16 protein-coding genes, 2 tRNA genes and 3 pseudogenes are annotated in these 15,430 nt (G+C 37.4%); 11 read left to right on the forward strand and 10 right to left on the reverse strand.

What is annotated here, in order from left to right; genetic code table 11:
• Positions 1-7 precede the first annotated feature (7 nt).
• Entirely contained in the window at positions 8-682 is a 675-nt protein-coding gene (gene rpe / locus NPX99_RS05010; RefSeq protein ID WP_269030802.1) for a ribulose-phosphate 3-epimerase, read from the reverse strand.
• A 158-nt stretch (positions 683-840) separates the two neighbouring features.
• On the opposite strand from rpe, the gene NPX99_RS05015 reads away from it, so the two are divergent.
• Together NPX99_RS05015 and dksA are read left to right on the forward strand one after the other, a co-directional pair.
• On the forward strand, positions 841-1,374 hold the full coding sequence (locus NPX99_RS05015; protein ID WP_269030803.1) for a flavin reductase: 534 nt from the start codon (positions 841-843) through the stop codon (positions 1,372-1,374).
• 315 nt (positions 1,375-1,689) lie between these two features.
• A complete protein-coding gene (gene dksA / locus NPX99_RS05020; protein WP_126603443.1) occupies positions 1,690-2,106 on the forward strand; it encodes an RNA polymerase-binding protein DksA in 417 nt (138 codons plus the stop codon).
• 52 nt (positions 2,107-2,158) lie between these two features.
• Here the strand turns inward: dksA and NPX99_RS05025 are convergent, their stop codons facing one another.
• A complete protein-coding gene (locus NPX99_RS05025) occupies positions 2,159-2,677 on the reverse strand; it encodes a flagellar biosynthetic protein FliO (RefSeq protein WP_269030804.1) in 519 nt (172 codons plus the stop codon).
• A gap of 207 nt (positions 2,678-2,884) precedes the next feature.
• Here NPX99_RS05025 and NPX99_RS05030 point away from each other — a divergent pair, with 207 nt between their 5' ends.
• A complete protein-coding gene (locus tag NPX99_RS05030) occupies positions 2,885-5,428 on the forward strand; it encodes a response regulator (protein WP_269030805.1) in 2,544 nt (847 codons plus the stop codon).
• Positions 5,429-5,675: 247 nt separating this feature from the next.
• Here NPX99_RS05030 and purN read toward each other — a convergent pair whose 3' ends face one another.
• Together purN and purM are read right to left on the reverse strand one after the other, a co-directional pair.
• Positions 5,676-6,287, reverse strand: a complete 612-nt coding sequence (purN, locus tag NPX99_RS05035) for a phosphoribosylglycinamide formyltransferase (RefSeq protein WP_269030806.1) — start codon at positions 6,285-6,287, stop codon at positions 5,676-5,678.
• Entirely contained in the window at positions 6,284-7,369 is a 1,086-nt protein-coding gene (gene purM / locus NPX99_RS05040; protein ID WP_269030807.1) for a phosphoribosylformylglycinamidine cyclo-ligase, read from the reverse strand. The genes purN and purM overlap by 4 nt, the downstream gene beginning before the upstream one ends.
• A gap of 160 nt (positions 7,370-7,529) precedes the next feature.
• Between purM and NPX99_RS05045 the strand changes: the two genes are divergently transcribed.
• The 5 genes from NPX99_RS05045 to NPX99_RS05065 all read left to right on the forward strand — a co-directional run bounded on the left by NPX99_RS05045 (position 7,530) and on the right by NPX99_RS05065 (position 10,412).
• Positions 7,530-8,741, forward strand: coding sequence for an AI-2E family transporter (locus tag NPX99_RS05045; RefSeq protein WP_269030808.1), 1,212 nt, complete (start codon positions 7,530-7,532; stop codon positions 8,739-8,741).
• The gene (gene hdaA / locus NPX99_RS05050) at positions 8,738-9,427 is read left to right on the forward strand and encodes a DnaA regulatory inactivator HdaA (RefSeq protein ID WP_269030809.1); all 690 of its coding nucleotides are present in this window, start codon (positions 8,738-8,740) and stop codon (positions 9,425-9,427) included. Before NPX99_RS05045 ends, hdaA begins: the two co-directional genes overlap by 4 nt.
• A gap of 400 nt (positions 9,428-9,827) precedes the next feature.
• Positions 9,828-9,904: transfer RNA gene (locus NPX99_RS05055), tRNA-Pro, on the forward strand.
• 87 nt (positions 9,905-9,991) lie between these two features.
• Complete coding sequence (locus tag NPX99_RS05060; RefSeq protein ID WP_269030810.1) at positions 9,992-10,297, forward strand: ETC complex I subunit; 306 nt, start codon at positions 9,992-9,994, stop codon at positions 10,295-10,297.
• 38 nt (positions 10,298-10,335) lie between these two features.
• A tRNA-Arg gene (locus NPX99_RS05065) sits at positions 10,336-10,412 on the forward strand.
• A 1-nt stretch (position 10,413) separates the two neighbouring features.
• Here NPX99_RS05065 and NPX99_RS05070 read toward each other — a convergent pair.
• The 4 genes and pseudogenes from NPX99_RS05070 to NPX99_RS05085 all read right to left on the reverse strand — a co-directional run bounded on the left by NPX99_RS05070 (position 10,414) and on the right by NPX99_RS05085 (position 12,175).
• Positions 10,414-10,818, reverse strand: a complete 405-nt coding sequence (locus NPX99_RS05070; RefSeq protein ID WP_269030811.1) for an XRE family transcriptional regulator — start codon at positions 10,816-10,818, stop codon at positions 10,414-10,416.
• Between the two features lie 124 nt (positions 10,819-10,942).
• A pseudogene (locus tag NPX99_RS08805) lies at positions 10,943-11,160 on the reverse strand (hypothetical protein).
• 131 nt (positions 11,161-11,291) lie between these two features.
• Positions 11,292-11,519, reverse strand: coding sequence for a hypothetical protein (locus NPX99_RS05080; protein ID WP_269030813.1), 228 nt, complete (start codon positions 11,517-11,519; stop codon positions 11,292-11,294).
• Positions 11,516-12,175 (reverse strand): annotated as a pseudogene (locus NPX99_RS05085) (lysozyme). Before NPX99_RS05085 ends, NPX99_RS05080 begins: the two are co-directional and overlap by 4 nt.
• 184 nt (positions 12,176-12,359) lie before the next feature.
• On the opposite strand from NPX99_RS05085, the gene NPX99_RS05090 reads away from it, so the two are divergent.
• From NPX99_RS05090 to NPX99_RS05100, 3 genes are read left to right on the forward strand one after another with little or no spacing between them, the layout of a single operon-like run.
• Positions 12,360-12,584: an antitoxin MazE family protein gene (locus NPX99_RS05090; RefSeq protein ID WP_269030814.1), complete on the forward strand. Its 225-nt coding sequence runs from the start codon at positions 12,360-12,362 to the stop codon at positions 12,582-12,584.
• Positions 12,581-12,907: a type II toxin-antitoxin system PemK/MazF family toxin gene (locus NPX99_RS05095; RefSeq protein WP_254770784.1), complete on the forward strand. Its 327-nt coding sequence runs from the start codon at positions 12,581-12,583 to the stop codon at positions 12,905-12,907. The genes NPX99_RS05090 and NPX99_RS05095 overlap by 4 nt, the downstream gene beginning before the upstream one ends.
• Complete coding sequence (locus tag NPX99_RS05100; protein WP_269030815.1) at positions 12,904-13,215, forward strand: helix-turn-helix domain-containing transcriptional regulator; 312 nt, start codon at positions 12,904-12,906, stop codon at positions 13,213-13,215. Before NPX99_RS05095 ends, NPX99_RS05100 begins: the two co-directional genes overlap by 4 nt.
• Before the next feature lie 70 nt (positions 13,216-13,285).
• On the opposite strand, the pseudogene NPX99_RS05105 reads toward NPX99_RS05100, so the two are convergent.
• Positions 13,286-14,201, reverse strand: a pseudogene (locus NPX99_RS05105) (late control protein); the annotation flags it as partial.
• A gap of 286 nt (positions 14,202-14,487) precedes the next feature.
• A partial coding sequence (locus NPX99_RS05110; RefSeq protein ID WP_269030816.1) for a tyrosine-type recombinase/integrase occupies positions 14,488-15,430 on the reverse strand: 943 nt, incomplete at its 5' end.

Here is a 15,430-nt window from a genome sequence, read left to right on the forward strand (position 1 = left end):
TTTTTCCTTATTTTGAGAGAGTTGCTGCTTGGCGCAATGCATTAATACGTGTTTTATAAAGTTCTTTATTGCCATTTTTATAAATTGCAGAGCCTGCAACGAATACATTTGCACCAGCTTTTGCAGCGATCCCGATTGTATCAACAGTGATACCACCATCAACCTCAAGATCAATAGGTCTGTTAGCAATCATACTTTTAACACGTTTGATTTTATCTTGCATTTCTAGAATAAAACTTTGTCCGCCAAAACCAGGATTGACGGTCATGACGAGAATAAGATCTAAATGATCAAGCAAATATTCAAGTACATATTCTGGTGTGCTTGGGTTGATTGCAATGCCTGCTTTTTTTCCACTTTTTTTGATTATTTGTAGCAAGCGGTGAAGATGGGGGCTTGCTTCAGCGTGAATGGTTATAATATCCGCTCCCGCTTTTGCAAAAGCTTCAAGGTAAAGATCAACTGGTGCGATCATTAAATGGACATCAAATATCGCGTTGGTTAATGGACGGAGTGCTTTGACGATATCAGGACCAAAAGTAATATTAGGCACAAAGTGGCCATCCATAATATCAAGATGAAGCCAATCCGCACCGGCATCAATAACATCCAATACCTCTTGGCCAAGTCTGGAAAAATCAGAAGCCAAGAGTGAAGGTGAAATAAGATGAGAATGGGGCATTAATATCTCCTTGATTGGCTTATTAGCTGTTTCTATCATGTAGTTCTGTATACTAAAATGTCTTTTGTGTTATAGGATGTAAAAGAAAAAATACGTGCAATAGACCCTTTTTATGGAAAGATTGTTTGAGATTTTAAAGCTGTACTTAAGTGAAAGATATGTCAAATCATACAACACATTTAATACCTAAACTTCAACATAATATCACTGTTTCTTCGCAAGAATATCGAGATGCTATGAGCCATTTTGCAGGAGCTGTACATATTGTGACAACAAACGGAATTCATGGAAAGCGCGGGGTGACAGTTTCAGCCTGTTGTTCTTTATCTGATGATCCTCCAACAATCCTTGTTTGTCTCAGACGACATAACCCTAAGAATCAGTGGTTTATAAAGAATGAAAATTTTTGTGTGAATAGTTTGGCAGGAAAGCATCGTTTCTTAGCAGATATTTTTTCTAGGCATTGCATTTCTACACAAAATGAACGTTTTGATAGAGAACAATGGGGTACTTTGCAAACAGGCGCTCCTAGTCTTTTAGATGCCTTAGCATCTTTTGATTGTCGTTTGATTTGTTGGCATGAACATGCAACGCATTGTGTTTTGATTGGTGAGGTTGTTGCAATTCACTCTCATCAGGAAAAAGACGCTTTAATGTATTTGAATCGTGGATATCACACTCTTCTTTTGTAAGGATTTTAATTTTTTCATTTTGAAATGAATTTTGTTGGTAAACTTGAGGTTGCATTTAATCAAATGGGTAAGGATTATTTTATATGACACTGAATATTTAAATATTTTTCTCCCTATAGGCTTTCCGGCATAACGAAAAAAGGAAATTCGTGACAGGTATTATGCCAAGAAAATACATATTATGCAAAGAAGCTACTAAAAAATGATAATTTTAAACATATTTGTAGGTTGTTATAAAAAAGCATTTTACTCTTGTGTTGATCGTTGTTGCACAATATATAGACCGCACTTACCATGTGTGGAGGTTTTTATGGCATGAGCGAAGAGATTGATAGTCAATATCGCCCTAGTGAAGATGAGCCTTTCATGAATGAGCGGCAAAAGGCATATTTCCGTGCTAAATTAGTTTCTTGGAAGAATGATATATTAAAAGAAGCGCGTGAAACTTTAGAAAATTTGCAAGAAGAGAATGTTGGTCAACCTGATTTGACTGATAGAGCCTCTTGCGAAACTGATCGTACAATCGAATTGCGTGCTCGTGATCGTCAGAGAAAACTCATCGCAAAAATAGAAGCTGCTTTGGAGCGTATTGATAATGGAACTTACGGTTTTTGTGAGGAAACTGGCGAACCGATTAGTATCAAGCGTCTTGAGGCGCGGCCAATTGCAGTTCTATCATTGGAAGCACAAGAGCGCCATGAGCGACGGGAAAAGGTTTATCGTGATGATTAAGGTTGATTGCGGTGATCGACAAATGAGATGCATGGTATAAGAATTTTGTATTCTATTTTTTTTGAGTAGGGATAAATAGAGAGGGTTCTTGTCGCCCTTCAATTTCCGCGGTGATCGCTGAATCTTCAACATTTTGATTCAGGAAAGGTGTGGAGGTTTTGTTTTGTGTGTGTTCTCTTTTTCCAGAAGAAGATCTTTTTTCTGTAAGGACAAATTTGGGGGGCGCTTCTGTTGGTGTTAATGTTGGCTGTGTTTCTTTCTTTTGTATGATGGGGCTGCTGGTTATACTGGACTCTACAACAACATCTGTTAGTCCGCCGATAAGAAGCAAATGCTCTTTATCATCACAACGTACTAAAACGAGACGGCGTGTGCGATCAAGAGCAATCGTCTCACATAAAGTTAATCGCGGTGGATGTTTTTTTTTGTGGAACCTGAATTTCTTTCTCTTTAAACGGCGTAAAAACAGAAGAATTGTAGCAACAGCTGCTATTGTTATTATGAAAAATATAAAACTTACAGTTATATTCGCCGCTGATGTGCCTATTTGGTTTGACAACCAGATATACATAAAATTTCTCCCATTTTAAACGGAAATATCATTTTTTATTGAAATAAGTTTGTAAATATACTCTTAAAAGGTTTGCTTATTAAGAGAAGAAAAGGTCTTTTTAACATTGAGTGATTTTTCTGAGAAAGATATTATCATACCCTATAATAATGATTATAGAGGGTATTTGTGGCATTGAGAGACAGCTATGATCAAGGCAAAGTGAAAATGAATAAAGGTTTTGAGAAAAGTAAAAAATCATCGTCTTTTTCAGTATATCAAAGAGGGGGGATGCTTGGTATTTTTTTAATATTAGCGTTTCTATTCATTATAGCACTTCTTAGTTTTTTTTATCCGCTGAGCTTTTTACAAAAGATGGGATTGGCATCTTTTTTGGTTTTGGCGGTTCTCGGGGTTACTGCGCTTGTTTTGAGTGGAATGGGGGTTTTGAGATATCATGTAGCACAGTTGTATGATGAGTTTGATCTTGAGATCTTTAATGATACTGATGATGCAATTATAGTCTCTGATTTATCAGGTTTTGTTTATTATTCTAATCAAAGTTATCAAAAAATTCTTACCTATAAGCCCGAGTCTTCTTGCTATGTGGTTATTGCTGATCTTCCAGAAGCTAGTGCACTTGTGTATCGCTTAAAGGTTGCAGCATGTAATAATCTTCCAGCACAAGAAGAGCTTAGAGTGGAGCAATCGATTTTTTCCCATTCTACACATAAAAAACCTTTTTGGTATAACATTTCTGTTCAACCGATCACAAAGCACAGCAAAAAGTTTTTATTTTGGCGTATTGCTGATATTTCGCATTTACAGGAAAATCGTGAAGTTTTTTTCTCGAATCTTCAAGAAGCAATCAATCATTTAGATCAAGCTCCTGTCGGTTTTTTATCCGTTAACACACAGGGGATGATTCTATATGCAAATGCGATTTTTGCTGAATGGTTTGCAATTGATTTAGCAAATTTTTCTGTTGGTCAATACAGTTTTGATCAGTTATTTGATGGTGTTGAAGCCAATAGCACATGGAGTGATATTTGTTTGCAAAGCAACAAATATCAAAGTTCAGGTTACTCCTTACCTTATACGTTTTCGTTAGCTTTAAATTCAGAGACTGCTGAAAAGAAAACATTGAATTGTTTTATCTGTGCTTCTTCTCTCTCAGAAAATGAAGCTGTTTATCGTATCGTGATAATCCCACAGCAAATAGAAAAGCGAGAAAACGATGATCAATTTAAATTACCTAATGCATTAGTAGAGTATTTTGATGCGAGTCCCTTTGCAATAGCAGTGGTGAATCAAAAAGGACACTTTATTTACATCAATAATGTCTTGTCATCACTCATGGAATGTATAGACGGAACTGTTAATCTTTATGACGTTATATCTCATCGTGATTGTGCACAGTTAGAGCGCGCATTTCAGAAAATTATGACAAATAAAGACTATACAGTTTCGCTAGAAACTGTTTTAGAAAATAACGAGGAACGCCATTTGCGTCTTCATGTTATGCCTGTAAAGCCATATTATGATGATGTCTTACAAGATTTCATTATTGTCTCTGTTGTAGAAATAACAGAGCAAAAAACACTTGAAGATAAAATGGTGCAAAACCAAAAAATGCAAGCTATTGGTCAATTGGCTGGTGGTATTGCTCATGATTTTAATAACGTTTTAACAGCAATTTTGATGTCATGCGATCTGCTTTTAAATACACATCGTAGTTCTGATCCCGCTCATGCTGATCTTATTAATATCAAAAATAATGCTAATCGTGCTGCTGCACTTGTACAGCAATTATTGGCTTTTTCTAGAAAGCAGACGCTTCGCCCTGAAAAGGTTGATTTTACAGACTTTTTATCAGATATGCGCAATCTCATTTTGCCTCTTTTAGGCAATAATATTCAATTGAAAATTGTTCATGGTAGAGATTTGTGGAGCGTTGAAATCGATCAAGGATCTTTTCAGCGTGTTATTATGAATTTGGTTATTAATGCGCGTGATGCCATGCCAGATGGAGGTGTTGTTACAATTGCAACAAAAAATATCACAAAGCAACAGAGTGCTGAATTTGATTATGTTGGTTTTGGAATTGGTGAGTATGTGCAGCTAATTGTTTCAGATACAGGAACTGGTATATCATCTGCAACACAAGAAAAGATGTTTGAACCATTTTTTACAACAAAAGAAGTTGGAAAAGGAACAGGGCTCGGTTTATCAATGGTTTATGGAATTATCAAACAGACAGGTGGTTATATTTATTGTGAGAGTAGAGAGAGGGAAGGGGCAACATTTCATATTTTTCTTCCCCGCTACATTCCTTCTCATAATGTAGGAGTTTTTCCAAAGATTGACAAAGGTGAAGAGCAAGAAAAAAATACAGACTTAACAGGGTCTGCGACTGTTTTATTGGTTGAAGATGAAGATGCTGTCAGAATGGGTGGGGTAAGAGCACTTCAAATGAGAGGGTACACTGTTTTAGAGGCTGCCAGTGGAGTGGAAGCACTCAATATTCTTGAGAAAAATAAGGGCACTATTGATCTTATTGTTTCCGATGTAGTGATGCCAGAAATGGATGGGCCAACTTTACTCAAGGAAGTGCGCAAGAGCTATCCAGATATCAAGTTTGTTTTTGTTTCTGGGTACGCAAAAGATGCTTTTTCTAAAAATCTTCCACAAGACGCTGTATTTGGTTTTCTCTCTAAACCATTTACACTCAAGCAGTTGGCTTTAACAGTTAAAGAAACAATTTCACAATGAAATGAAAAAATATGTAAGAGAGAAATTGCTTATCTTCAGATTTTTTATCCGAAAGGTTGAAGTATTTTGAATAGATAAACATAGAATTTCTAAAAGTAGCTTGGAAATTGATACGCAAAAATTTTTTAAAATCATTACACATTCTGAAAAAACATTTGTCAGATGATAGATTCTATTATGTTAAAATTTTATAAGTGAGGAAGAGATAAATTAGGAATACAATATTAAAAGCCGCTGATTGACATACTCAAAAGGACAAAAGCTGTTGTTGAAGATCTAATATTTTGTCGTTTCCTTCGATGAAAGCTTTTAAAGCTGCAGGATAGAGTTTATGTTCCACTTTAAGAACTCTTTTGGCTAAGCTATCAGTGGTATCATTTGTACAGACTGGAACAGCTGCTTGAGCGAGAATCTTTCCTGCATCCATGTCTTCAGTTACAAGGTGAACAGTGCAACCAGTGATTCTAACGCCTGCTTGTAAAACTTTTTCATGCGTATTTAAACCTTTAAATGAAGGTAAAAGAGAAGGGTGTATGTTTAAAATTCGTCCCTCATAAAGCTTTACGAAACGTTGAGAAATAAGACGCATATAACCAGCAAAGCAGAGCAGATCCGGTTGATATTGGGCTAAAACCGTTAGGATAGATTCTTCATGTGCTTCCTTGGTCGGGTAGTTTTTGCGATCAATAACATGAACAGACAAGTCATTATGATAAGCCTTTTCAATACCAGCAGCATGAGGATTATCACAAATAACTGCGACGATTTCAGCAGGATATTCCTCTTGTTTGCAGGCTTTAGCAAGGGCAACCATATTAGACCCATTGCCAGAAATAAAAACTACAATTTTTTTTTTCATAATTGAAGTACACCTTGGTAGAGTATTTCTTTATCTTGACGTTTTTTCAAAATGCCGAGAGAGGTAATGGTTTCTCCTTGTATTTCAAGTGCTTGTGTTATTTTTTCAACTTCATGTTGTGCTACGATAATAACCATACCAATGCCACAATTAAATGTACGTAGCATCTCTGTTTCTTCTATTTTGCCTTGTTTTGCAATCCATGAAAAGACGGGCGGAACATTAATGGCAGAAAGATTAATTTCAGCACATAGAGAAGAAGGAAGTATTCGTGGAATATTTTCAGGAAATCCCCCCCCTGTAATATGAGCGAGTGCTTTTATTCCTGTATAATTTTTTATGATTGGGAGAAGAGATTTTACATAAATGCGTGTTGGTGTGAGGAATGCTGTACCAAGGCTGATTTGAGGATTAAAAGGGGCTGGTGATTCCCATTCGAGATTACTTTGCTGAATGATTCGTCTTATGAGAGAAAAGCCGTTTGAATGAACTCCAGATGCACTAAGACCCAAGATAATATCGCCTTCTGTAAGGTCTTTTGAAGGAAGTAATGCGCTACGTTCGCATGCTCCTACAGCAAAGCCCGCTAAATCATAATCTCCTTCTGCATACATCCCTGGCATTTCTGCAGTTTCTCCTCCAATAAGGGCAGCACCTGCTTGTTTACACCCTTCTGCAATACCGGAAACAATTGCTACCCCCTGTTCAGGATTAAGTTTACCAGTTGCAAAATAATCGAGAAAAAAGAGCGGTTCAGCACCTTGCACGAGGAGATCATTGACACACATGGCAACGAGATCAATCCCCACAGTGTTATGGATACCTGTTTCAATGGCAATTTTTAATTTTGTTCCCACACCATCATTGGCTGCTACGAGAATGGGATCTGTGAATCCTGCTGCTTTTAAATCAAAAAGTCCCCCAAAGCCGCCGATTTCAGCATCTGCTCCTGCCCGTTTTGTCGAGCGTATGAAGGGTTTAATTTTTTCTACCATGGCATTACCCATATCGATATTCACACCGGATTTTGCATAGGTAAGATTACATTTGGATTTATCATTTATAGTATCTTGATTGCTCATTGGAACCTTCCTTATGGAAAATCAAGTTTTGATGTTATGCAATGCCATGATAGAGTTCTCTCTGCAAGAGATATTAATATTTATTCTTTAAGAAAATATGCAACTCTACTGGGACCCATGTTGAGGAAGTTTATAATCTTTGTGAAGAGTTTTTTAGGATATGAGCAAGATATCAGATGAACACGGACAATCTTCTTGGAAGCTTATAAAGAAGAAAGTGCGTGAAAATGAACCCCGTGATCGTTATAAGACTTATGTACCAGCTTATACTCAAGTACCATTACCGAGTAACATGAAAAAACAGGTTTTTTTCTGGCTTGGTACTTTGCTTTTTTTCATTCTTTTTATGTTTGTCTTTGGATCTATTTTGCTTCCTTTTGTAGCAGGAATTGTGTTGGCGTATTTTCTTAATCCTATTGTCCAATTTCTTGAAAAATGTGGTATTCGCCGTGTTTTTGGTACTATCCTTATTACCTTGTTTATTGTTGTTGTTTTTGTTGCGTCTTTGATCATTCTAATTCCTATCATCAGTTGGCAAATACAGCAATTTATCAGTGATGCTTTGCCCATTTATATTAATCGTATTCAAACTTTTTTTGTTGAGCATGATTTTGATTGGGTCAGGCACTATTTTGGGAGTGATCCAAATGAATTACAAAGTAATATTAAAGGGCTTTTGGGAAAAAGTTCTGATTTTATTACATCTCTTTTGAATTCACTTTTGAAGTCAGGAAAGTCGATCGTTAATCTCGTTAGTCTCTTTGTGGTGGCTCCTGTAGTAACATTTTACATGTTGTTAGATTGGCCGCGTATGGTTGCAACTGTTGATTCGCTGATACCGCGAGATCATCTTGAAACCGTTCGTAGTATTTTTCATGAAATAGATAGAGCTATTGCTGGGTTTGTTCGGGGACAGGGAACAGTTTGTTTAATATTAGGAGGATATTACGCTATTGGTTTAACGATTACAGGGCTTAATTTTGGTCTTTTAATTGGTATGTTTATTGGGCTTATTAGCTTTGTTCCTTATATTGGTACAATGAGTGGTTTTTTACTCTCAGTGGGTGTGGCATGGGTTCAATTTTATCCGGATAATTGGGGATGGATTATCGTTGTTGTCGTTCTCTTTTTAATTGGTCAATTTATTGAAGGGTCCATTCTTCAACCAAAACTTGTGGGGTCATCAGTAGGGTTGCATCCAGTATGGTTGATGTTTGCACTTTTTGCTTTTTCTTCACTTTTTGGATTTACGGGTATGCTTGTTGCTGTTCCTGCGGCAGCAGCTGTTGGTGTTTTAGTTCGTTTTGCTCTTCATACTTACCTTAATTCTCAGTTATATTCGCGAAATGGAAATTCGGAGTCACTAGAATGAATGGGCGTGAAACGCAATTACCCTTAAACTTTTCTTATAATTCAGTTTTCCAATTTGATGATTTGGTCGTAACAGAAAGCAATCGTATGGCTTTCCAACTTATTGATCATTGGCCAAACTGGGTTTTACCCATTGCAATTTTGGTTGGAGAAGAGGGATCTGGAAAAACCCATTTTTCTACCTTATGGGCGCAAAAAGCTAAAGCTTTAATTCTTCCTCGCAATGAAATTGACCAAGCTATTGCTATGGCTTCTTCAGGAAGATCGTTTTTAATTGAGGATATTGATGCGGGTGAAATCAGTGAGACAGGGCTTTTCCACTTAATTAATAGCGCTAAGCAAGCAAATCTTGATGGATATCAAACTACTTTGTTGATAACTGCACGTACAGTACCTTCAGTATGGAATTTAAAATTGAATGATTTAAAGAGTCGTCTTAATTCGGTAATGTTGGTAGAAATTAATCAACCTGATGATGCGTTGTTAACAGCTGTCGCTTTTAAACTTTTTTCTGATAGACAGATTATTGTTCATCCAGACACTGTTTACTATCTTGTGAGTCGTTGTGAGCGTTCTTTGTTTTCATTGAAGCGTGTTATCGATTCTGTTGATCAATTAGCATTACAAAGAAAAAGAAAAATAACGCGTGCTGTTATTGGTGAAGTTCTTAATAGGCAAATACAATAAATGCTTTAAATGTTTTTTTAGCACAGTTCAAATTGTTGAATAAAAATGCTTGTATCCTTTTGTTAGTACAGTATGCAGAAAAAATGCTGTTATTTCTGTTTTCAGTTTTTGAGGATTCCCTTGAAGTGAAGAAACAGTAATTTTTATGGGTTTCTTTTTCGCATGATATATTTCTTTTATAATGCCACTTTATACATTGTCCAAATGGTTTATGGAGAAGTTGTAGCTTCGTTTTTGTGAGGATATCATTTTATTATTTATTGAATGCATCATTTAGCAGAAAAAGATTTTTAAAAAAAATTTCTTGTAAAGAACAATAACAAAATTTAAAAAAGGTGTGTTTTTCTCTTGCACTTCTGTTATGAAAATTTTAGGGAATATGCATCGTAGATGTAAATGGCGGAGCGTAGCGCAGCCTGGTAGCGCACCTGATTTGGGATCAGGGGGTCGTAGGTTCAAATCCTATCGCTCCGACCATGTTTGTTTTTATATAGGAAAATAGTCCAATTAAATGTGCGATGAGCAATCATTATTCAAATGTTAGATATTCTGAGGGAAATAACCATGATCGCGCGTATTTATAGTCCTGCGAAGACGGCGATGCAGTCAGGTAAGAGGAATACTGGTTTTTGGATTTTACAATATGAACCATTGCAGGCAAAAATGCTTGAGCCTCTTATGGGATATACGGCGACATCTGATATGAATAATCAGGTGAGAGTTCAGTTTAATAGAAAGGAAGAGGCAATTGCTTTTGCACATAAAAATGCTATTCCTTATCGTGTAGAAAAGAGGCATAAATCGATTCGACGTGCTGTTTCTTATTCTGATAATTTTCGTAGTGATAGGCAGTTATCTTGGACACATTGAGTTCAGAATGCTCTTTTGAATTGGGAAAATGATCAGCTGGTCCCGTAGCTCAGCTGGATAGAGCAACGGCCTTCTAAGCCGTGGGTCACAGGTTCGAATCCTGTCGGGATCGCCATTCAATCTTTAATCATGAAGATGCATGGATAAAGGGTAGGGAATAGGCTTTTCTTTTCTCTAATCGCTTCTAATATTCCTTTGAATGATTCCAAATCCTGTTGTGAAAAAAACTTTAAAAGTCTCGTAAACATGCCAATGGTTTCACGACACAAGGGATCAGACGACTTGATGGTAAAACTACCACGACCAGCATCCGATTCTCTCCTTAAACGGACGGCTGCCTCTTGATTTAAAGCGTAAACCTCTATGATCTTTTCTTCCATGCCAACGGGTACAGATTTTTTGCCAATTTCTACAAATGATAAAAATGGGACAGAGATGTCTAATTTCTTAGCCATATCTAAAAGACGTTCAGAGTGATTAATGCGAAGTTTGCGTAAACTTTTACCAAAGGGTGTAATCATCTAAAAATCCTATGAAACAAATGAACATTCACCCTGATTCTAGCATATTTGAAAACTATTTCTCTCAATTATTAGGAAAGATTTCTTTTCGAAGGGAATCTATCTTAAGAGAGATGTGGAGGAACTAACTCTTTGAAAAGCACTGTTTTAAATGAGCAAAGACATTGTCTGTCGCATCCATAAGCCGGGCAAAGTCAAGGATCAACAAAAAGAGAAAAAAGGTTATCCACTTCATCAAGCGAGACATCATTTTTACACTTTGATAGGTGAGTATCATTTCTTGAAGCATTTCTTTTTCTGCTTCGGTAAGTTCGGTGGTTTTTTAGTGTTTTTCCTGGCCATATTTTCACTCACACAAATATTCATCCTGCATATTATGCTTTAAGATCTCTCTTGCTAAGTTCGAACTGATGGTGTTCAAATCTTGGCTTTCCAAATATATCGGCAACCAACCCACACAAGAATAAGCAACTTTATTTGTCGCGCAACCAGTGAGAGAGATCAGCACGCACATCAGCATCACTTTTTTGATTAATGTCATTTTCTACTTCCAACCGTGTTATTGCACTCTTTAAAGTCTTCTCTGTTTGCTTTTGTTGTTCAGTCTTTTTGCCAAAAACAAAAGCTTTTGCTACAATCATAAAAAAAGCGGCTAAAGCCGCACCTGTTAGCATCAGATTTTTTTTCATCCATAAGATCATAATTTGTGCTCCTGAAAGCGTTTGGCGACAAAGAAAAGTCCTGCACATGCGGCTAAAACCATAATGGTTGCCAATCTATTGGAGTGGACCATTGCCCGCCAACAAACCGCCAAGACCAGAGAAAGAACCAATGATTGGGGTTAGGGCTTCTGCTTTGAAAAGCCACGTTGGCTCTTGTGTTTCTACTGTTTGATAATTGGAGGAAACATAAGCTCTTTTTGCCCATAATCCTGCTTCTGCTGTACACCGGTGTACAAGACCTTGCAAACGTTTTCCATCTACTTTGGTCCATTTTTGTAATTCAGAGGGGATTGCTTCATATTCACCGTTATTGAGTTTTTTAACAAGGTCGAATTGCAAAAGGCTGCTGTTCCTATATTATAACAAAAGGATACGAGTGCCGCGAATTGTTCGTCTGTTAAGGAAACTTGAACGGCGCGTTCGACAGTATTCTCAAATTGTTGCAAATCATGGCAAAGAAACTCTTCTGCTTGTTCTTCAGTGATTGTCATGCCCTTATGAACAAAGGGTTTTCCAGCAGAATTTGTATGCCCATAACCAATTGTCCATATACCGATGGCATCTTTATAGGCGTTCAGACGTAAACCTTCCCATTGTTTAATAATTGCTAATCCTTCTGATGATATTTTTCTCATAGGTTTCTCCATAAAAAAAGATCCGCACAAAGCAGAGCTGGTTTAAAAAGTGAATCTCTTTCCTCTTCGAAAGAATGGGATTTTACGATGTAACCGGGTCATTTCCGCGAAGATTATTAAATTTTTGTTTCATGTAACTTTTTTTCGTGTTATACGTTACATGAAACATAATGGAGGTTTTCTTATGGCTACAATGCACGTCAATGAACGCGTTCAAAAACATCGTAACGCACAAAGGAAAGCAGGATTGCGCTTGATGCAAATTTGGGTACCAGATACACGCCAACCAAACTTTGCAGAAGAGTGCCGCCGTCAGTCTCGCTTGGTAGCAAAAATGGATAAAACGGATACATCTATGCAGTTATTTATGGATCAATCTTTAGTAGATGTTGATGGTTGGACAGAATGAAGCGTGGATCTCTCGTAACAATAGCTATGCAGGGTGATTTTGGTAAACCAAGACCTGCATTAATAATTCAAGCTAATCAATTCAGTGAACATACAAGCGTAACAGTTTTACCAATTACAAGTACACTTATTGCGGCACCATTACTTCGCATTACTATTCAACCAGATGCCAAAAACGGTTTACAAAAACTTTCACAAGTAATGATTGATAAGATCATGACGGTAAGATGCGAAAAGGTTAGCCCAGCTTTCGGTTCTATTCATGCAGATAAAATGGTAGAAATTGAACGCTGTTTGGCTGTGTTTTTAGGAATAGTAAAATGAAAGACTGTAACCATGATGATGCAATGGCGGAAATTTTCTATGATGCCCCTAAGATAGCAGCAGCTACCCTTGATGCAATTCTAGCAGATGGTGATCAAGGTGAATTGCTCGTAACACTTCGCCAAATGGCTAAAGCTTATGGTGGTGTTCAAGCTGTAGCTAAAGCAGCCAACTTGAATCCCACACAACTTTACTGTACACTTTCAGAAAAAGGCAATCCAGAGTTTCGCAGCTTGAATACCTTACTGCGTACCATGGGATTTCGCTTAGCTGTACAGCCTCTTGAACAACCAGTTCCACACGTTTAATCTGTTGTATTGAGTGTATTAATTGTCTTCTTAAATTAAACAACAGTATTTTATAGCAAAACATGGTAGCTTATGATGTATCCTCCTTATCCATATGGATGACGCCTTCACTTTCATCGCATGCATTTTGTGGAGCGTTTGGATCAAGGGTATCATCCTTGTCTGGCGTTGTGTTTGCAACATTTCCAGCCGTATCTTCTTGTCCTTCATCAAAAAGTTCGCACTCTATTTTTGTGGTGTAACCACCCATTTTATCAAGTTTGTGCTTGACGCTTTTGATGCGCCATTCTGCCGGAATATAAGGTCGAAAAGGAGGATCTTGAACAAGTTTTGCTTCCGGCTTGCACAAAGGGATCACCACCAATATCACAGGAGAAAGAAGACTTACCGCGTGATGACTTATTGCGATAAGCGGCAATGACCGCAACAGCTTCTGATTGATTATGGTAGGTATATTTGAGTTCATGAAACGGTGGTTTTCCAACTTTGACTTCTTTTTTTTCACCACTGCGAATATCATGATAGGTTGCGATAACACCGCCTTTTTTCTCTTGTTCTTGCTTCTCCGCTTCTTTTTCTGTTTTTTCTCCTCTCTCTGGTTCAGATGGATCTGGTAGATCATTTTCATCCATATGGATGGCGTTTTCATCCTCCTCTATCTCTTCTGGTGCACGTGCATTAGCTGCGGCTTTTTGGTCCTCACCACCATCCGTTTCTAAACCATTGGCTGCACCTGCTTCATCCCGTGCGCTGTATTTAAAATCCCAAGAGGTGCAATGTTTTTCATGAAGAACCACTATGGGGAGTGTCTCGCCGGTGATGGCTTTGCCTTCCCCCCGTTTGGCAAGCACAAGTTTGCCATCAACGGGCTTTGCTACCGCATCATATTCCTCTGCAAGGCGGGCTGCAAAAGCCATATCGCTTTCAGCAGTTTGATCAATATGACGCACAACAATTTTCGCAAGAGAAGGGTCAACATTTGCAGTTCTTCATAACAATATTTAGAAGAATTCAAAGAATTATTAGAATTGGTTAGAAAGCGAAAGAGAAAAAAGATACTTATGTTGTAGAGGCATGATTCGAAATCCTATTCCCGAACCTTTGTTTACACATCCCGAACCTTAAAAAAACATATTTAGAATCAGTAAGTTACATGAAGTTTTAAAGCGCATGGTGGGCGTGACAGGTCAAACAGAGAGTAAATAAAATAAAAGACTTATGTATAATGTAAGGGTTTTGGTGGTTATTGATTCTATTATGTTTTCTTCGTCTTCATCCCTCATTTTTTTGGAGCTTTTTTATCGATTCAAGGGCAAGTTTTTTACGATCTGCGCTCTTCGTATAAAGAGATGCCATGTTGTCATTTGTCCAGCCAAAAATTGCTTTGAGTTGCGAGACTGTTGCACCTGAATTAGCGGCGCGTGTTGCTGCTAATTTTCTTAAGCCATGCGCTGATTTTTTGATTCCCGCCGCATTACAAGCATCCCGAAATGCATTCCCAAAGCTTTCTTTGATGAATTTTTGATTAAGTTTACTACAGATGAATGTTTCTTCTCCAATAGGACCAATTTTAAGAGTTTCTGCTAATTCAGGCAAAATGGGTAGAAAAACATCTGTTTGGAATTTACTTTTCTCTGTCTTAATATGAATGATATTATCTTTGACATCTTTCCAACCAATTCGTACCGCATCACCACGACGTAAGCCCGTGTAAAGAAGGACGTCAATCCAAACACGTTCATGTGTACCATGTGACCAATGATGATAATATTTCTCAACATCTTCTTCTGTCCAAACAGCAAAGCCATCTTTGTTGTTCAAAGCTGGTCTTCTTACTCCTGCTGTTGGGTTGTTTTCTAAAAAACCTTGATCAATCGCCCAATTAAAAAGACCATTAAGTGCTTTTAGAAAATTCCTAGCCATTGCTGGTGTTTCTTTACGCCGTTCAACACCAGCTATAATATGTTTTTTTTCGATTGCTTGGTACGGAATGTTTCCTATGCTATCACATACCTTCATAAGGATGAGTTCTTTTTGTTTCTTTGTGGCTTTAGCAAGATTATGCCAACTGGAGCTGTTAAAATACTGTTTGAGTAGCCATGCAAACGAACCTTCAACAAGTTTACCTACTTTAGGTTTAGGGGGGATGATGCCTTGTAATTCGGCAAGTGCACTTTTGTAGTTGTCAACAAACTCTTGCGTTCCATAAGTTCCG

Origin of the sequence: Bartonella sp. 220B (assembly GCF_026930205.1) — a bacterium.
Lineage (GTDB): Bacteria > Pseudomonadota > Alphaproteobacteria > Rhizobiales > Rhizobiaceae > Bartonella.